General features: G+C 73.8%; 17 protein-coding genes. 12 read left to right on the forward strand and 5 right to left on the reverse strand.

What is annotated here, in order from left to right; all coding sequences use genetic code 11:
* Window positions 1-723: 723 nt before the first annotated feature.
* Both ACGFZN_RS28455 and coaA read right to left on the reverse strand, forming a co-directional pair.
* Window positions 724-1,668 (reverse strand): DUF389 domain-containing protein, encoded by a 945-nt coding sequence (locus ACGFZN_RS28455; protein WP_393861319.1) that lies wholly within the window; start codon window positions 1,666-1,668, stop codon window positions 724-726.
* Between the two features lie 22 nt (window positions 1,669-1,690).
* Window positions 1,691-2,659 (reverse strand): type I pantothenate kinase, encoded by a 969-nt coding sequence (gene coaA / locus ACGFZN_RS28460; RefSeq protein ID WP_393861443.1) that lies wholly within the window; start codon window positions 2,657-2,659, stop codon window positions 1,691-1,693.
* A 248-nt stretch (window positions 2,660-2,907) separates the two neighbouring features.
* Here coaA and glmS point away from each other — a divergent pair, with 248 nt between their 5' ends.
* Window positions 2,908-4,755 carry a glutamine--fructose-6-phosphate transaminase (isomerizing) gene (glmS, locus tag ACGFZN_RS28465; RefSeq protein ID WP_393861320.1) on the forward strand — a complete coding sequence of 616 codons (1,848 nt, stop codon included), beginning with the start codon at window positions 2,908-2,910 and terminating at the stop codon, window positions 4,753-4,755.
* 17 nt (window positions 4,756-4,772) lie between these two features.
* Here the strand turns inward: glmS and ACGFZN_RS28470 are convergent, their stop codons facing one another.
* Window positions 4,773-5,552, reverse strand: a complete 780-nt coding sequence (locus ACGFZN_RS28470) for an SDR family NAD(P)-dependent oxidoreductase (protein ID WP_393861321.1) — start codon at window positions 5,550-5,552, stop codon at window positions 4,773-4,775.
* Between the two features lie 81 nt (window positions 5,553-5,633).
* Between ACGFZN_RS28470 and ACGFZN_RS28475 the strand changes: the two genes are divergently transcribed.
* The 6 genes from ACGFZN_RS28475 to ACGFZN_RS28500 all read left to right on the forward strand — a co-directional run bounded on the left by ACGFZN_RS28475 (window position 5,634) and on the right by ACGFZN_RS28500 (window position 11,014).
* Complete coding sequence (locus ACGFZN_RS28475) at window positions 5,634-6,005, forward strand: holo-ACP synthase (RefSeq protein ID WP_393861322.1); 372 nt, start codon at window positions 5,634-5,636, stop codon at window positions 6,003-6,005.
* 52 nt (window positions 6,006-6,057) lie between these two features.
* Window positions 6,058-7,488, forward strand: coding sequence for an NAD(P)H-hydrate dehydratase (locus ACGFZN_RS28480; protein ID WP_393861323.1), 1,431 nt, complete (start codon window positions 6,058-6,060; stop codon window positions 7,486-7,488).
* 142 nt (window positions 7,489-7,630) lie between these two features.
* Window positions 7,631-8,800, forward strand: a complete 1,170-nt coding sequence (alr, locus tag ACGFZN_RS28485; protein ID WP_393861324.1) for an alanine racemase — start codon at window positions 7,631-7,633, stop codon at window positions 8,798-8,800.
* Window positions 8,801-8,935: 135 nt separating this feature from the next.
* On the forward strand, window positions 8,936-10,195 hold the full coding sequence (locus ACGFZN_RS28490; RefSeq protein ID WP_393861444.1) for an alpha/beta fold hydrolase: 1,260 nt from the start codon (window positions 8,936-8,938) through the stop codon (window positions 10,193-10,195).
* Window positions 10,161-10,706 carry a tRNA (adenosine(37)-N6)-threonylcarbamoyltransferase complex ATPase subunit type 1 TsaE gene (gene tsaE / locus ACGFZN_RS28495; RefSeq protein ID WP_393861325.1) on the forward strand — a complete coding sequence of 182 codons (546 nt, stop codon included), beginning with the start codon at window positions 10,161-10,163 and terminating at the stop codon, window positions 10,704-10,706. Before ACGFZN_RS28490 ends, tsaE begins: the two co-directional genes overlap by 35 nt.
* A gap of 125 nt (window positions 10,707-10,831) precedes the next feature.
* Window positions 10,832-11,014, forward strand: coding sequence for a hypothetical protein (locus ACGFZN_RS28500; protein WP_393861326.1), 183 nt, complete (start codon window positions 10,832-10,834; stop codon window positions 11,012-11,014).
* On the opposite strand, the gene ACGFZN_RS28505 is transcribed toward ACGFZN_RS28500, so the two are convergent.
* Entirely contained in the window at window positions 11,011-11,550 is a 540-nt protein-coding gene (locus tag ACGFZN_RS28505) for a hypothetical protein (RefSeq protein ID WP_393861327.1), read from the reverse strand. The two genes, ACGFZN_RS28500 and ACGFZN_RS28505, sit on opposite strands and share 4 nt — an antisense overlap.
* A 124-nt stretch (window positions 11,551-11,674) precedes the next feature.
* Here ACGFZN_RS28505 and tsaB point away from each other — a divergent pair, with 124 nt between their 5' ends.
* From tsaB to ACGFZN_RS28525, 4 genes are read left to right on the forward strand one after another with little or no spacing between them, the layout of a single operon-like run.
* Window positions 11,675-12,331: a tRNA (adenosine(37)-N6)-threonylcarbamoyltransferase complex dimerization subunit type 1 TsaB gene (gene tsaB / locus ACGFZN_RS28510; protein WP_393861328.1), complete on the forward strand. Its 657-nt coding sequence runs from the start codon at window positions 11,675-11,677 to the stop codon at window positions 12,329-12,331.
* Between the two features lie 17 nt (window positions 12,332-12,348).
* Window positions 12,349-12,822, forward strand: a complete 474-nt coding sequence (gene rimI / locus ACGFZN_RS28515; RefSeq protein ID WP_393861445.1) for a ribosomal protein S18-alanine N-acetyltransferase — start codon at window positions 12,349-12,351, stop codon at window positions 12,820-12,822.
* On the forward strand, window positions 12,815-13,903 hold the full coding sequence (gene tsaD / locus ACGFZN_RS28520) for a tRNA (adenosine(37)-N6)-threonylcarbamoyltransferase complex transferase subunit TsaD (protein ID WP_393861329.1): 1,089 nt from the start codon (window positions 12,815-12,817) through the stop codon (window positions 13,901-13,903). The genes rimI and tsaD overlap by 8 nt, the downstream gene beginning before the upstream one ends.
* Entirely contained in the window at window positions 13,900-14,163 is a 264-nt protein-coding gene (locus tag ACGFZN_RS28525; RefSeq protein WP_393861330.1) for a hypothetical protein, read from the forward strand. The genes tsaD and ACGFZN_RS28525 overlap by 4 nt, the downstream gene beginning before the upstream one ends.
* A gap of 213 nt (window positions 14,164-14,376) precedes the next feature.
* On the opposite strand, the gene ACGFZN_RS28530 is transcribed toward ACGFZN_RS28525, so the two are convergent.
* Window positions 14,377-15,264 (reverse strand): hypothetical protein, encoded by an 888-nt coding sequence (locus ACGFZN_RS28530; protein WP_393861331.1) that lies wholly within the window; start codon window positions 15,262-15,264, stop codon window positions 14,377-14,379.
* A 225-nt stretch (window positions 15,265-15,489) separates the two neighbouring features.
* Here ACGFZN_RS28530 and ACGFZN_RS28535 point away from each other — a divergent pair, with 225 nt between their 5' ends.
* Window positions 15,490-16,521 (forward strand): LacI family DNA-binding transcriptional regulator, encoded by a 1,032-nt coding sequence (locus tag ACGFZN_RS28535; RefSeq protein WP_393861332.1) that lies wholly within the window; start codon window positions 15,490-15,492, stop codon window positions 16,519-16,521.
* Window positions 16,522-16,563: the final 42 nt, after the last annotated feature.

Raw genomic sequence — 16,563 nt, forward strand, 5'->3', positions numbered from 1 at the left:
GTGGCTTGCGCCCGCGGTGTGGCTTGCGCCCGCGGTGTGGCTTGCGCCCGCGGTGTGGCTTGCGCCCGCGGTGTGGCTTGCGCCCGCGGTGTGGCTTGCGCCCGCGGTGTGGCTTGCGCCCACGGTGTGGCTTACGCCCGCGGTGCGGTTGCGGCTCGCGCCACGGTTTCGGCTCGCCCTTCGGCCCACGCCCGCGCCGCGATCCTGGCCCGCGCTGCGGCCTTGGCTCGCGGTGCGGCCGTAGCCCACGCTGCGGCCCACCGCCTGCTGCGGCCTTCGCTCAGTGCGCTTCCGCGGGCGGCCCTGGTTCGTGCGCGGCTCATCGCCCGGTGCCGCGCTTGCCCGCGCTGCGGCTCTGGCTCGTGGTGTGCCCCGCGCCAGTCCTGCGGCCACGTCGATGGTGTGGGTCACGCCCGCCGCGTTTCGGTTCACGCCCGCGCTGCGGCCCCCGCCCAGTGCGGCCCACGCGCGGGCGTCCCTGGTTCGTGCGCGGCCCACCGTCCGCTGTGATCCACGCCCCCGCCGCAGCCCTCGCCAGGGCTCTCGCCCCGCTGCGGACCATGCCCGCGGTGCAGCCCTCACCCGCGCCACGGCCCTCACCTCCGCCACGACCCATCCCCCCGGCCACGGCCCTCAGCCCGCCACAGCCCCCGCCACGATCCTCGCCCCGCCACGACCCGCACCCTCGCCACGGCCCCCCGCCACGACCCCCACCCCCCGGCCTCAACCCCCCGCCCCGGCCGTGCGTGCGCGCTGTCGTGCCCAGAGCCGCTTCTGGGTGAGGAGGGTGAGGGTGCCGGCCAGGACGATGCCCAGGAGGTTGAGCAGGAGCTGGTCGGCCGAGCCGATGGTCTGGGCGGTGTCGCCGTAGGCGAGGGCGACGGCCGCATTGGCGGCGGCGGGGACCGTGGTGACGGAGATGGCGACGCCCACCAGCGCGCCCGACTTGGCCGAGGTCAGGGAGAGGGTGCCGGCGATGCCGGCGAGGACGGCCACGATGAAGGAGAAGGCGTCCGGGGCGTACACGAACGCCGTGTTGGGCCGCTTGCCGTCCAGCTGCCAGCGGTGGAACAGGCCGAGGGCGTCCATGAGGACGGTGAAGCCGACCGTCACCGCCATCGCCGCCGCGAAGCCCACCAGCAGGGCGGTCAGCGAGCGCAGCGCGAGCCGGGGATGGCGCTGCACCAGGGCGGTGGACAGGCCGGCCAGCGGGCCGAACTCCGGGCCGACCGCCATCGCGCCGACGATCAGCACGGCATTGTCGAGGACCACACCGCAGGCCGCGATCATCGTGGCGAGCGTGATGAAGGCCAGGTAGGTCACCGACAGCGTCGACTCCTCGTGGGTGGCGTCGGCCAGGCCCTCCCACAGCACCGCGTCCGCGCCCTCGCCCGGGGCCTCCTCCTCGGCCTTCTCGGCGCGCCGGGAGAGGGAGAGGTCGATGCTCTCCACCGCGATGGAGCCGGTCTCCTCGAGTCCGAGGCGGCGCAGCGAGGTGAGGAGTTCGTCGCCCGCCTCCCGGGCCACGTCGCACAGCACGACGTCTCCGGCGGGGTTGCGGGCGGCGCCCGGCAGTACGACGAGATGGGCGGTGCCGACCGTCTTCTCGATCAGCCGCACCACCTCGTCGGTCGTGCCGGGCGGGGTGATCAGGCGAAGATGCAGCATGGCGCCCATCCAACCGGACGGGCTACAGCTTGCGCAGCCTCAGCCGCTGCACCTTGTGGTCCGGGCCCTTGCGCAGCACCAGGGTGGCGCGGCCGCGGGTGGGCGCGATGTTCTCCACGAGGTTCGGCTTGTTGATGGTCCGCCAGAGCGTGCGGGCGTAGTCGAGGGCATCCTCCTCCGACACCTGGGTGTACTTGCGGAAGTAGGAGTCGGGGTTCTGGAAGGCCGTCTGGCGCAGCTTCTTGAAGCGGCTGAGGTACCAGTGCTCGATGTCCTCGGCGCTCGCGTCGACGTACACGCTGAAGTCGAAGTAGTCCGCGAGGCCGACCCGGGTGCGGCCGTCGTTGCCGGGCAGGGCGGGCTGGAGGACGTTCAGGCCCTCGACGATCAGGATGTCGGGGCGGCGGACGGTGAGCTTCTCGCCGGGGACGATGTCGTAGATGAGGTGGGAGTAGACGGGCGCGGTGACCTCGTCCTTGCCCGCCTTGATGTCGGCGACGAAACGGGTGAGGGCGCGGCGGTCGTACGACTCGGGGAAGCCCTTCCGCGACATCAGGCCGCGGGCCTGGAGCTCCCGGGTGGGCAGCAGGAAGCCGTCCGTGGTGACGAGTTCCACGCGCGGGTGCTCCGGCCAGCGGGAGAGCAGGGCCTGCAGCAGCCGGGCGACGGTGGACTTGCCGACGGCCACCGAGCCGGCGACGCCTATGACGAACGGGGTGCCGGACTGGGAGCCCTTCTCCCCGAGGAACGTGTTCAGGGCCCCTCTGAGCCCGTCCGTGGCGCCGACGTAGAGGTTGAGGAGCCGGGAGAGCGGGAGGTAGACGTCCCGCACCTCGTCCAGGTCGATCACGTCGCCCAGGCCGCGCAGCTTCTCCACCTCCTCGGCGGTGAGCGGCAGCGGCGTCTTGTCACGCAGCGCGCTCCACTCGGCGCGGGTGAGGTCGACGTAGGGAGTCGCCTCCGGCCTGTGCCGGTGGACGCTCCGGGGCATCGAGGAGACCGGTGAGATCACATCTCATTGTGAACGGAGTTTGAACGACACGGCGGGTGGGCTCCGTCACGCCCGGCGAGACGGCACGGGCGGCACGGAGCGTGATGTCCGCTGCTGGTCCGGCCGGTGCCGATGCCGGTACCGATGGCGGTTCGGGCGCGGGGTGGGCTTCGTACGACGGTGGGAATTTCCGATTTCGGGCAGACGGCGGCCAGTTCGGGCCGTTCTCGCGCCGTAGGCTGCCGCCCATGTGCGGAATCGTTGGATACGTAGGGTCACAGTCGGCGCTCGAGGTCGTGATGGCCGGGCTGAAGCGGCTGGAGTACCGGGGTTACGACTCGGCGGGCGTCGCCGTACTGGCGGACGGCGGGCTGGCCGCGGCGAAGAGGGCCGGGAAACTGGTCAACCTGGAGAAGGAGCTGGTCGACCGGCCGCTGCCGACCGGCTCGACGGGCATCGGCCACACCCGCTGGGCCACGCACGGCGCGCCGACCGACGCCAATGCCCATCCGCATCTCGACAACGCGGGCCGGGTCGCCGTCGTCCACAACGGCATCATCGAGAACTTCGCGGTGCTGCGGGCCGAACTCGCCGAGCGCGGCCACGAACTGGCGTCCGAGACGGACACCGAGGTCGTCGCGCATCTGCTGGCCGAGGAGTTCTCCTCCTGCGCGGACCTCGCGGAGGCCATGCGGCTGGTGTGCCGGCGGCTGGAGGGCGCGTTCACGCTGGTCGCGGTGCACGCCGACGAGCCGGACGTGGTCGTCGGAGCGCGCCGGAACTCGCCGCTGGTGGTCGGCGTCGGCGAGGGCGAGGCGTTCCTGGCCTCGGACGTGGCCGCGTTCATCGCCCACACGCGCTCCGCGATCGAGCTGGGCCAGGACCAGGTGGTGGAGCTGCGCCGCGACGGCGTGACGGTGACCGGATTCGACGGTCAGCCGGCCGAGGTCCGCTCCTACAACGTCGACTGGGACGCGGCCGCCGCCGAGAAGGGCGGCTACGACTACTTCATGCTCAAGGAGATCGCCGAGCAGCCCCGGGCGGTCGCCGACACCCTGCTGGGCCGTATCGACCCGTCGGGCTCGCTGACCCTGGACGAGGTCCGGATCTCGCCCTCGGAGCTGCGGGAGATCGACAAGGTCGTCATCGTCGCGTGCGGTACGGCCTTCCACGCCGGGCTGATCGCCAAGTACGCCATCGAGCACTGGACGCGCATCCCGTGCGAGGTGGAGCTGGCCAGCGAGTTCCGGTACCGGGACCCGATCCTGGACGGCCGCTCCCTGGTCATCGCCATCTCCCAGTCCGGCGAGACCATGGACACCCTGATGGCGCTCCGGCACGCCCGCGAGCAGGGCTCCAAGGTGCTGGCGATCTGCAACACCAACGGCTCCACGATCCCGCGCGAGTCGGACGCGGTGCTCTACACGCACGCCGGCCCGGAGGTCGCCGTCGCCTCGACCAAGGCGTTCCTGACCCAGCTGGTCGCCTGCTACCTGGTGGCGCTGTACCTGGGCCAGGTGCGCGGCACCAAGTGGGGCGACGAGATCCAGGTCGTGATCAGGGACCTGTCCCGGATCTCGGTCGAGGTGGAGCGTGTCCTGGAGACCATGGAGCCGGTGCGGGCGCTGGCCCGGACGCTGGCGTCGAAGAACACCGTGCTGTTCCTGGGCCGGCACGTGGGCTATCCGGTGGCGCTGGAAGGCGCGCTCAAGCTCAAGGAACTCGCCTACATGCACGCCGAGGGCTTCGCGGCGGGCGAGCTGAAGCACGGCCCGATCGCGCTGATCGAGGAGGACCTGCCGGTGGTGGTCGTGGTGCCCTCCCCGCGCGGCCGCTCGGTGCTGCACGACAAGATCGTCTCCAACATCCAGGAGATCCGGGCCCGCGGGGCGCGCACGATCGTGATCGCGGAGGAGGGCGACGACGCGGTGGTCCCCTACGCCGACCACCTGATCCGCATCCCGGCCACGCCGACGCTGCTGCAGCCGCTGGTGGCGACGGTGCCGTTGCAGGTCTTCGCGTGCGAGCTGGCCACAGCCCGCGGCAACGAGGTGGACCAGCCGCGGAACCTGGCGAAGTCGGTGACGGTGGAGTAGGGGAGCCCGCCACCGGCTCAGTGCACCGAGAAGCCGCCGTCCACGAAGAGGGACTGGCCCGTGACGTAGGCGGAGGCGCGGCTCGCGAGGAAGACGGCCGCGCCCTCGAAGTCCTCGGCGAGGCCGTTGCGGCCGGTCATCGTGCGGGCGGCGAGGGCGGCCACCTTCTCGGGGTCGGACGACAGCCGGGCGTTCAGCGGCGTCATCACGAAGCCCGGCACGAGGGTGTTGACGGTGACGCCGTACGGTGACCAGGCCTCGGCCTGGGAGCGGGCCAGCGACTCCAGCGCGCCCTTGGAGACGCCGTACGCGCCGCTCTGCACGAAGGCGCGGTGGGCCTGCTGGGAGGTGATGTGGATGATCCGGCCGAAGCCGCGCTCGGCCATGCCGGGCCCGAACCGCTGCCCCAGCAGGAAGGGCGCCCGGAGGTTCACGGCCATGGTGGCGTCCCAGACGTCCTCGCCCAGCTCGCCCATCGGCGGACGCAGGTTGATCCCGGCGGAGTTGACGAGGATGTCGGGCTCGCCGAAGACACCGGCCGCCTCCTCGGCCGCCGCGAGCACGCCGTCGCGGCTGCCCAGATCGGCCGCGACCCAGCCGGCCCGGCCGCCGTCGGCCGTCAACTCCTGTGCAGTCCGCTCCAGTTGCTCTTTGGTGCGGGCCACGACCACGACGCTCGCGCCCGCCCGGGCGAGCGCTCCGGCGATGGCCCGGCCGATGCCGGAGGTGCCTCCGGTCACCACGGCGACACGGCCGTCGAGCGAGAACAGTTCGGAGAGGTAGGCCTGGGACGTCATGCGCGGAGCGTAGACGGCGTCCGCGCGGCCCGGCGGGGGATTCCAGCAGGCGGGACCGGTACTGACCGTAGGCTGCGGGCCATGAGCATCATCGGAGTGGGGATCGACGTCGCCGAGATCGACCGGTTCCGCGCGTCGCTGGAGCGGACCCCGGGGCTGGCCGAGAGGCTGTTCCTGGAGCGGGAGTTGCTGCTGCCCGGCGGCGGGCGGCGCGGGATCGCCTCGCTCGCGGCGCGGTTCGCCGCCAAGGAGGCGCTGGCGAAGGCGCTCGGCGCCCCGCCCGGCCTGCACTGGACCGACGCCGAGGTGTACGTCGAGGACAGCGGGCAGCCCCGGCTGCGGGTGACCGGCACCGTGGCCGCCCGCGCCGCCGAGCTGGGCGTCCGGTCCTGGCACGTGTCCCTCAGCCATGACGCGGGCGTCGCCTCGGCCGTGGTGGTCGCCGAGGGCTGAGCGGCCCGGCCCCGGGTGTGGGAGAGGGCGGTTCCGGGGCAGACTCGGTGCCATGCGGAGTGCGTACGGCGTGGAGACGGTGCGGGCGGCCGAACGGGCCCTGATGGCGCGGCTGCCGGAGGGCGCGCTGATGCAGCGGGCGGCGGCCGGGCTGGCAGCGGCCTGCGCCGGGATGCTCGGGCGGGTGTACGGCAGCCGGGTGGTGCTGCTGGTCGGCAGCGGTGACAACGGTGGCGACGCGTTGTACGCGGGGGCGCGGCTGGCCCGGCGCGGGGCCGGGGTCACGGCGGTGCTCCTCGCGCCCGAGCGGGCGCACGCCGGGGGACTCGCGGCGCTGCGCGCGGCCGGGGGATCGGCCGCCGGGACGGCCGGCGCCGAGGGGCTGATCGAGCGGGCCGATCTCGTCGTGGACGGGATCGTGGGGATCGGCGGCAAGGGCGGGCTGCGGCCCGACGCCGAGGCCCTCGCGAGGGCCGTCGAGCGGTCCCGGGCCGCCGTGGTGGCCGTGGACCTGCCCAGCGGGGTGGACGCCGACACCGGCGAGGTGCGCGGGGCCGCGCTGCGGGCCGACCTCACCGTCACCTTCGGCACCCACAAACCGGGGCTGCTGATCGATCCGGCGCGGGAGTACGCCGGGGTGGTGCGGCTCGTCGACATCGGTCTCGAACTGCCCGCCGAGCCCGAGCTCGTGGCCCTGCAACACGCCGACGTGGCACGGCTGTTGCCGGCGCCGGCCGCGGAGAGCGACAAGTACCGGCGCGGGGTCGTCGGGATCGCCGCCGGGTCCGCGCGCTATCCGGGCGCCGCCGTGCTCGCCGTCTCCGGGGCGCTGCGCGGCGGTGCCGGGGCCGTGCGGTACGTCGGGCCCGCCGGGGACGCGGTGATCGCCCGCTTCCCGGAGACGCTGGTGTCCGACCGGGGCCCGGCCAAGGCGGGGCGCGTCCAGGCCTGGGTGGTCGGGCCGGGCGCCGGGGACGACGCGGCGACCGTGGCCGAGGTGCTCGCCGCGGACGTGCCCGTGCTGCTCGACGCGGACGGGCTGCGGCTGGCCGAGCGGGACACGGTGCGCGGCCGCACGGCGCCCACGCTCATGACCCCGCACGCCGGTGAGGCGGCCGCGCTGCTGGGCGTGCGCCGCGAGGAGGTCGAGGAGGCCCGGCTGGCCGCGGTGCGGGAGCTGGCGGCGGCCTACCGGGCGACGGTGCTGCTGAAGGGCTCCACCACGCTCGTCGCCGACGCCGGGGGCGGTGCCGTACGGGTGAACCCCACCGGGACGCCCTGGCTGGCCACGGCCGGCAGCGGTGACGTGCTGTCAGGGCTCGGCGGCTCCCTGCTGGCGGCGGGCCTGGCGGCGCCGGACGCGGGCAGCGCGGCGGCCTATCTGCACGGCCTGGCGGGCCGGTTCGCCTCGGACGGGGCGCCGGTGGGCGCGCACGACGTGGCGGACCGCATCCCGCAGGCGTGGCGGGACGTGCGGCACTGACCCGGACAACACCGGCAAAAGGTGCACCCGGTGCGCCCCTGCGCCCCGCCGCCGCACCCGTACGCGCCGGCGCGGCGTCGCGCGACCGGTGCCCGGGTCTGCGGCCGGAGTCCGCACGGCCCTGATGAGACACTGGGGCGCGATGAGTGAGACTGCCACTGTGCCGACCGCCCCGTTGCGTGCCCGCGCCGAGATCGACCTGGGCGCCCTGCGGGCCAATGTGCGTGCCCTGCGCGCCCGGACGCCCGGTGCGGCCGTGATGGCCGTCGTCAAGTCCGACGCCTACGGCCACGGCGCGGTGCCGTGCGCCCGCGCGGCCCTGGAGGCGGGCGCGACCTGGCTCGGCACGGCCACGCCCGAGGAGGCCCTCGCGCTGCGCGCGGCCGGGCTGCCGGGCCGCATCCTGTGCTGGCTGTGGGTGCCGGGCGGCCCCTGGCGGCAGGCGATCGAGGCCGGCATCGACGTGTCGGTGAGCGGCATGTGGGCGCTGCGGGAGGCCGCCCGGGCGGCCCGCGAGGCCGGTCGTACCGCGCGCGTGCAGCTCAAGGCCGACACCGGGCTGGGCCGCAACGGCTGCCAGCCGGGGGCGGACTGGGAGGAACTGGTCGCCGAGTCGCTGCGCGCCGAGGCCGAGGGGCTGGTGAAGGTCACTGGGCTGTGGTCGCACTTCGCCTGCGCCGACGAGCCGGGGCATCCCTCCATCGCCGCCCAGCTCGACGTCTTCCGCCGGATGCTGGCGTACGCCGAGGAGCAGGGCGTGCGCCCCGAGGTGCGGCACATCGCCAACTCGCCGGCCGCGCTCACCCTGCCCGAGAGCCACTTCGACCTGGTGCGCACCGGCATCGCGACGTACGGCATCTCGCCCAGCCCGGAGCTGGGCACTCCGGCCGACTTCGGACTGCGCCCGGTGATGACGCTGTCCGCCTCGCTGGCCCTGGTCAAGCACGTCCCCGGCGGGCACGGCATCAGCTACGGCCACCACTACGTCACGCCCGGCGAGACCACCCTCGGCCTGGTCCCCGTCGGCTACGCGGACGGCATTCCCCGGCACGCCTCCGGCACCGGTCCGGTGCTGGTCGCCGGCAAGTGGCGCACGGTAGCCGGGCGGGTGGCCATGGACCAGTTCGTGGTGGACCTCGGCGGCGACGAGCCCCCGGTGGGCAGCGAGGCCGTGCTGTTCGGCCCCGGCGACCGCGGTGAGCCCACCGCCGAGGACTGGGCGCAGGCCTGCGGCACGATCGCCTACGAAATCGTCACACGCATCGGCACGCGGGTTCCCCGCGTCTATGTGAACGGGCAAGAACCCGGGTAACCGAGTACTCGGGCAACCGTTCGCCGAACGCGAGCCGTATCACGTGTAACACCGGTCATACCCGTTGCGGCGGCGTCAGCGGCACCATCGGTCGCACCGATGACCGAACTGGAGTACGTCGAAGAGGAGCGGTACGTGAGCGAGAGCAGCGCGGAGGCCGTGGCCGAAGCCGTCGCCTCGGCGGCCGCCGCCTCCGCCGCGGGGGCGGCCGGAAGCTGGCGCAGGGCGACCGGTCTCGCCGGCACCGCGATAGGCGTGCTCGCCGCGGGCGCCGCGGCCGGTGTCGCCCTGGAGCGGATGACGGTGGGCCGCGGCATGCGCAGGAAGGCCCGGCTGGCGCTGGACGCCGCGGGCCCCTACGGCACCCTGCGCGGCACCCCCGGCCACGCGGTCGCCGACGACGGCACCGAGCTGTACTACGAGGTCGACGACGCCGATCCCGATCCGGGGCCGAACGTCTCCCCGCGCCGGCGCCGCCTCTTCGGCCGCAAGGCGCCGGCGCCCGTGACCGTCGTCTTCTGCCACGGCTACTGCCTCAGCCAGGACTCCTGGCACTTCCAGCGCGCCGCCCTGCGCGGCGTCGTCCGCACCGTGCACTGGGACCAGCGCAGCCACGGCCGCTCCGGGCGGGGCGTGGCGCAGATCCGGGACCGGGTGCCGGTCAGCATCGACCAGCTCGGCCGCGATCTGAAGGCCGTCCTCGACGCCGCCGTCCCGGAGGGGCCGATCGTGCTGGTCGGCCACTCGATGGGCGGCATGACCATCATGGCGCTGGCCGCCCAGTACCCCGAGCTGATCCGGGACCGGGTCGTCGCCACCGCCTTCGTCGGCACCTCCTCCGGCCGGCTCGGCGAGGTCAACTTCGGGCTGCCGCTGGCCGGCGTCAACGCGGTGCGCCGGATCCTGCCCGGGGTGCTGAAGGCGCTCGGGCAGCAGGCGGAGCTGGTGGAGAAGGGGCGCCGGGCCACCGCCGACCTGTTCGCCGGGGTCATCAAGCGGTACTCCTTCGCCGGGCGCGACGTCGACCCGGCCGTCGAACGGTTCGCCGAGCGGATGATCGAGTCCACGCCGATCGACGTGGTCGCCGAGTTCTACCCGGCCTTCACCGACCACGACAAGACCGAGGCGCTCGCCTGCTTCCGGGACATACCGGTGCTGGTGCTGGCCGGCGTGCAGGACCTGGTCACGCCCAGCGGGCACAGCGAGGCGATAGCCGACCTGCTCCCGGACGCGGAACTGGTCCTCGTCCCGGACGCCGGACACCTGGTGATGCTGGAGCACCCCGAAGCGGTCACCGACCGCCTCGCCGACCTGCTCACGCGCGCGGGTGCGGTGCCCGCAGGAGCTACGGTTGTGGGCTATGGACGCACCAGCAGCACCGCAGAACCCCGCTGAGACCCGGCTGACGATCACCTCGCCCGAGCAGATGCGGGAACTGGGCCGCAGGCTGGCCAAGCTGCTGCGCGCGGGCGACCTGGTGATGCTCAGCGGCGAGCTCGGCGCGGGGAAGACCACGCTGACCCGGGGGCTCGGCGAGGGGCTCGGCGTGCGCGGCGCGGTCACCTCCCCGACCTTCGTGATCGCCCGGGTGCATCCCTCCCTCGGCGATGGGCCGCCCCTGGTCCACGTGGACGCCTACCGGCTCGGCGGCGGCCTGGACGAGATGGAGGACCTCGACCTCGACGTCAGCCTGCCGGACTCGGTGGTCGTCGTGGAGTGGGGCGAGGGCAAGGTCGAGGAGCTGACCGAGGACCGGCTCCAGGTCGTCATCCACCGCGCGGTCGGGACCGCGACATTTCCGGGGGACACCCCCGGACCCCCGGGCCAGGACGAGGTACGGCACGTCACCCTGACGGGTGTGGGACAGCGCTGGACGGACGCGGGCCTGGAGACGCTCACGGCCTGAGCCCCAGGATTCCGACAAGGCGTCGGCAAGGTGTTGCGCGGCAGGCGGCGAGCGTGGTCACATGGGGTCCAGCCAGTGGTGAGGTCTGCCTAACCGCGCCCGGCTCCGCACCGCAGGAGGCGTCCATGCCCGAGCCCCGTGTCCCTGAGGTGTCGGTGCGCGACCTGCTGGCGGCGTGCGCGGCGGCGGACGCGGTGTCCCGGCCGCCGCAGCCCCCCGAGGCTTCGGGCGAGGGCAGCGCGCACACGGTCACCGCAGCGAACCCGGGGCCGGACGAGACCCCCGCGCCGCACCCCCGTGCCGCCTAGCGGATCACCACCACTTTCACCCCGGCCGTCGCGAAGGCCCACATCGCGTCGCCGTCGGCCCGTGTCTCCCGGATGCCCCCGGTCCGCGCGGCGGAGCCGGCCGTCGTGCGCGGACCGGTCGCCGCGCTGAACCCGATCACCACCCCGCCCACGCTGGTGAACCTCACGACGTGCTCGACCGGCACCCCGTCCGTGCCGAGGACCGCGCTGGAGCGGGACGTCACCCAGTAGGCGCCCGGCGGCGGATCGACCGTGCCGGGGGTGACCCGGAAGCTGCGCTGCACCAGATCCCCGCGCCGGACCAGCCAGACCCGGTCGTCGTCGAGCGAGTACACCACCCGGTCACCCGTGCCGGTCCCGGCCGGCGCCGCGCCCGGGCTGTGCCGCTCCCGGGCTGCCGCCGAGGCGGACGCGCCGGGGCCGGGCCGGCCCAGGCCCGGCGGCACATGCGCCTGGGCCTGGTAAGCGAGGAAACCGACCGCTCCCAGGGCCGCCGCGGTGAGGGCGGCCACGATCCCCGAGCTGGTCCCTGCCACGTGCGCCACCTCTGCCCTGCGCTCAGTCCTGTGCGATATGTCGTACTTCGTACCGACCGTAGCAGCCGGTGACCGAACCACCGGGACGGCGCTGCCCGGGGCGCGAGCGCCGTAGGCTGTTCGCGTGCTCTTGCTCGCTCTGGATACCGCAACACCCGCCGTCACCGTCGCGCTGCACGACGGCACGGACGTCGTCGCCTCGTCGAGCCAGGTGGACGCGCGCCGGCACGGAGAGCTGCTGCTGCCGGCCGTGGACCGTGTGCTCGCCGAGGCCGGGCTCCGGCTGGACGCCGTCACCGGCATCGTCGTCGGCATCGGCCCCGGCCCTTACACCGGGCTGCGCGTCGGCCTGATGACCGCCGACACCTTCGGCCTCGCGCTCGGCGTGCCCGTGCACGGCCTGTGCACGCTGGACGGCCTGGCCTACGCCGCCGACATCGAGAAGGGCCCCTTCGTGGTGGCCACCGACGCCCGGCGCAAGGAGGTCTACTGGGCGACGTACGCCGACTCCCGCACCCGGCTGACCGACCCGGCCGTGGACCGGCCCGCGGACATCGCCGAGCGGGTCGCGGGCCTGCCCGCGGTCGGCGCGGGCGCGCTGTTCTACCCGGACACGTTCCCGAGCGCGCACGAGCCCGAGCACGTCTCCGCAGCCGCCCTCGCCTCGCTCGCCGCCGAGCGGCTGGCCGCCGGCGAGGAGCTGCCCGCACCCCGGCCGCTGTACCTGCGCCGGCCGGACGCCCAGGTCCCCAAGAACTACAAGGTGGTCACCCCGAAGTGACCGTACGACTGCGCGAGATGCGCTGGTGGGACATCGACCCGGTCCTGGAGCTGGAGAAGGACCTGTTCCCCGAGGACGCCTGGTCCCGGGGCATGTTCTGGTCGGAGCTGGCCCACGCCAGGGGCGCCGAGGCGACCCGGCGCTACGTCGTGGCCGAGACCGGCGGCCGGATCGTCGGCTACGCCGGGCTGGCCGCCGCCGGCGAGCTGGGCGACGTCCAGACCATCGCCGTGGCCCGCGACCATCAGGGGACCGGGCTCGGCGCCCGGCTGCTGGCCGAGCTGCTGCGCGCGGCGACCGCGTTCGAGTGCCACGAGGTGATGCTCGAGTGCCGGGTGGACAACGTCCGCGCCCAGAAGCTGTACGAGCGCTTCGGCTTCGAACCGATCGGCTTCCGGCGCGGCTACTACCAGCCGGGCAATGTGGACGCCCTGGTCATGCGTCTGACCGACCCCGCCTCATCTGTACAAGGAACCGAGATCAATGGCTGACGAACCGCTCGTCCTCGGCATCGAGACCTCCTGCGACGAGACCGGCGTCGGCATCGTCCGCGGCACCACCCTGCTGGCGGACGCCGTCGCCTCCAGCGTCGACGAGCACGCCCGCTTCGGCGGCGTCGTCCCGGAGGTGGCCTCCCGCGCGCACCTGGAGGCGATGGTCCCCACCATCGACCGCGCGCTGAAGGAGGCCGGCGTCTCGGCGAGGGACCTCGACGGCATCGCGGTCACCGCGGGCCCCGGCCTCGCGGGCGCCCTGCTCGTCGGCGTCTCGGCGGCCAAGGCGTACGCCTACGCCCTGGGCAAGCCCCTGTACGGCGTCAACCACCTGGCCTCGCACATCTGCGTCGACCAGCTGGAACACGGCCCGCTGCCGGAGCCGACGATGGCCCTGCTGGTCTCCGGCGGCCACTCCTCCCTGCTGCTGTCCGAGGACATCACCTCCGACGTACGGCCGATGGGCTCCACCATCGACGACGCGGCCGGCGAGGCCTTCGACAAGATCGCCCGCGTGCTGAACCTGGGCTTCCCGGGCGGCCCGGTCATCGACCGGTACGCGCGCGAGGGCGACCCGGAGGCGATCGCCTTCCCGCGCGGCCTGACCGGCCCCCGCGACCCCGCCTACGACTTCTCCTTCTCCGGTCTGAAGACGGCCGTGGCCCGCTGGATCGAGGCCAGGCGCGCGGCCGGCGAGGAGGTGCCCGTCCGGGACGTGGCCGCCTCCTTCCAGGAGGCCGTGGTCGACGTGCTGACCCGCAAGGCCGTGCGCGCCTGCAAGGACGAGGGCGTCGACCACCTGATGATCGGCGGCGGCGTCGCGGCCAACTCCCGGCTGCGCTCGCTGGCCCAGGAGCGCTGCGAGAAGGCCGGCATCCGGCTGCGCGTGCCGCGCCCCAAGCTGTGCACCGACAACGGCGCGATGGTGGCCGCGCTCGGCGCCGAGATGGTCGCCCGGAACCGGGCCGCCTCCGGCTGGGACCTGTCGGCCGACTCCTCCCTGCCGGTCACCGACCCGCATGTGCCCGCCGACCACGACCATCTGCACGAAGCCGGCAAGGAGAACCTGTACTCGTGACCGTCGCTCTGATGTGGGAGGCGCGGGCGGCCGGGGGCCGGGGCGCCGAACTGCTCGCCTGGGTGCGCGAACAGCCCCTGAACCCCGAGCCGTTGCGCCGCGAGACCTTCCGCGCCCCGCAGGACCGGGTGCTGGTCATCACCTGGTGGGACGCGCCGTACGACGCCGGGATCCCCGAGCTGCCCGAGCCCGCCCCGGAATTGGTGACCCGGCCGGTGCACCGGTGGCGGTTCGAGGCGGTGGCCGACGGCACGGGTTGAGGTCTGCGGCCCGACTGGGCTATGATCATCACACAGCGAACGGCCGGGACCCGGACCTCGGGAAACGGAACCGGACGCAGTGCGTTGGTGGTCCAAGGAAAGACGCCCCGCTTCCTGCGGGGAGATGCAGGTGCAAGGCCTGCCCGGCGCTCCACACGAAAACCCCGCCCAGGGACCTCCCTGGGCGGGGTTTTTCACGTCACCGTCGGCGCGTCACCGGCGCGCCTCCTCCCGCGCCCCGGCCGTCTCCGCCCCGGACCCGGCGAACTCCGGCGCCGCCGCCCGCCGTTCCTTCAGGTGCGCGTACCCCATCAGGCCGAACAGCACCGTGAGCAGCACCGCCGACGAACCGGCCGTACCCAGGTCCAGACCGCCCTTGGCGGTCGGCTTGGTCAGCAGGTCGCCGGCGGTGGCGCCGAGCGGGCGGGTCAGCACGAACGCGGTCCAGAACAGCAGGACGTTCGGCACCGCCGGGACCCTCGTCAGGGCGAGCAGGACCAGCAGCGCGCCGGACACCAGGGCCGCGCCGCCCAGGTAGCCCAGGCCCGAGCTGTCGGAGAGGAAGTCGCCCATCGAGGTGCCGAGGGTGTTGGAGACCAGGATCGCCGACCAGAACAGGGCCTCGCCGCGGAAGGTGACGATCTCGGTGATCCGGAAGGTCATCCCGCTCAGCTTCCAGCCGAGGAAGATCAGCAGCAGGACCGAGAGCAGGATCGCCGCGCCCTCCGGGTAGCCGAGCCCGAGCCCCTGCGGGCCCCAGCCCAGCCGTGTCGCGCCGCCCGAGAGGTACTGGGCGCCGGCGTCCCGGTTCATGAAGTCGGACAGGGTGGTGCCGGCCATGGAGGTCGACAGGATCACGGTCCAGTAGAAGAACGGGTTGTAGCGCGCGGAGCGCAGCTGGACCACCAGCGTCACCACGAAGACCAGGAACAGGGCGACGGTGGTGAGGAAGTAGCCGATCTTCAGGGTCTGGGAGAACAGGTCGCCCGCGGTCTCGCCCAGGGTCGTCGCCGCGATCTTCATGATCCAGAACGCGAGGGTGACCTCGGGCAGCTTCTTCGTCACGGGCTTCGTCGTCTTCGTCGTCGAGAGCGTCGTCAAGGGTGCTCCTGTGTGGGGGACGGCAGGGCACGACCCTCCCAGGGGCCACCGGGACGCGGCCCGGACGCGCGCCGCACCGGGGATGCTTTTTGCCGTTTCTTCGCGGAGCGCCGAGGAAGCCGCGGAAATCGTTCGAACATTTCGGGTCTACAGCCGAATGTTCCGGAATCGATGTGGGCGGCCGACGCCTTCGCTGCGAGGGTCGGTGGGGATACGATCGCGGGCATGAAGCCTTCGAAGTCCGCAGAGACGCAGACCGCGACCCTCGCCGAGATCGCCCGTGCGGCCGGGGTGTCGGCTCCGACTGTTTCGAAGGTGCTCAACGGCCGCGCCGACGTCGCCCCCGCGACCCGCACCCGGGTCGAGGGGCTGCTGCGCGTCCACGGCTACCGGCGCCGGCGCGCCGAGGCCTCCCGGTCCCCGCTGATCGACCTGATCTTCCACGAGCTGGAGAGCGCCTGGGCGCTGGAGGTCATCCGGGGCGTGGAGAACGTGGCCCGCGACGCCGGGCTGAGCGTGGTGCTGTCCGAGTCGGCCGGCCGGCTCTCCCCGGGCCGCACCTGGGCCGACCAGGTGGCCGCGCGCCGCCCGCACGGCGTGGTGCTGGTGCTGTCCGAACTCGACGAGTCCCAGCGGGCGTTGCTGACCAGCCGCTCCATCCCGTTCGTGGTGATGGACCCGGCCGGCGACCCGGGCCCCGACGTGCCCTCCATCGGCGCCACCAACTGGCAGGGCGGCCTCGCCGCCACCCGCCATCTGGTGGAACTCGGCCACACCCGGATCGGCGCGATCAGCGGCCCGTCGCGGATGATGTGCGCCCGCGCCCGCGTCGACGGCTACCGCGCCGCGCTGGAGACGGCCGGCCTGCCCGTGGACCCCTCGCTGATCGTGGCCGGCGACTTCCATCACGACGCCGGCTACCGCCTGGGCCTGACGCTGCTGCGCCGCCCGGACCGGCCGACGGCCGTGTTCGCGGGCAACGACCTCCAGGCGCTCGGCCTGTACGAGGCCGCCCGCGAGCTGGGCCTGCGCATCCCGGAGGACCTCAGCGTGGTGGGCTTCGACGACCTGCCCGTGGCCCGCTGGGTCGGCCCGCCGCTGACGACCGTACGGCAGCCGCTGACCGAGATGGCCGAGGCCGCCGCCCGGCTGGTGCTGGAGCTGGGGCGCGAGCCGGAGGAGCGCGCCGCGACCCGCATGGAGCTGGCGACCAGCCTGGTGGTGCGGTCCAGCACGGTGGCGCCCGCGAGCGCGTGACGCCGGTGGCCGGAAGTTGACGTATTGACGGGTGGGGTGGAC

It is taken from the genome of Streptomyces sp. NPDC048192, assembly GCF_043202415.1.
Lineage (GTDB): Bacteria > Actinomycetota > Actinomycetes > Streptomycetales > Streptomycetaceae > Streptomyces.

Coding starts and splice junctions, on each gene's coding strand:
- ACGFZN_RS28455 (WP_393861319.1), bottom strand. CDS start 1,668: ATGCTGCATCTTCGCCTGATCACCCCGCCCGGCACGACCGACGAGGTG.
- coaA (WP_393861443.1), bottom strand. CDS start 2,659: ATGCCCCGGAGCGTCCACCGGCACAGGCCGGAGGCGACTCCCTACGTC.
- glmS (WP_393861320.1), top strand. CDS start 2,908: ATGTGCGGAATCGTTGGATACGTAGGGTCACAGTCGGCGCTCGAGGTC.
- ACGFZN_RS28470 (WP_393861321.1), bottom strand. CDS start 5,552: ATGACGTCCCAGGCCTACCTCTCCGAACTGTTCTCGCTCGACGGCCGT.
- ACGFZN_RS28475 (WP_393861322.1), top strand. CDS start 5,634: ATGAGCATCATCGGAGTGGGGATCGACGTCGCCGAGATCGACCGGTTC.
- ACGFZN_RS28480 (WP_393861323.1), top strand. CDS start 6,058: ATGCGGAGTGCGTACGGCGTGGAGACGGTGCGGGCGGCCGAACGGGCC.
- alr (WP_393861324.1), top strand. CDS start 7,631: ATGAGTGAGACTGCCACTGTGCCGACCGCCCCGTTGCGTGCCCGCGCC.
- tsaE (WP_393861325.1), top strand. CDS start 10,161: ATGGACGCACCAGCAGCACCGCAGAACCCCGCTGAGACCCGGCTGACG.
- ACGFZN_RS28500 (WP_393861326.1), top strand. CDS start 10,832: ATGCCCGAGCCCCGTGTCCCTGAGGTGTCGGTGCGCGACCTGCTGGCG.
- rimI (WP_393861445.1), top strand. CDS start 12,349: ATGCGCTGGTGGGACATCGACCCGGTCCTGGAGCTGGAGAAGGACCTG.
- tsaD (WP_393861329.1), top strand. CDS start 12,815: ATGGCTGACGAACCGCTCGTCCTCGGCATCGAGACCTCCTGCGACGAG.
- ACGFZN_RS28535 (WP_393861332.1), top strand. CDS start 15,490: ATGAAGCCTTCGAAGTCCGCAGAGACGCAGACCGCGACCCTCGCCGAG.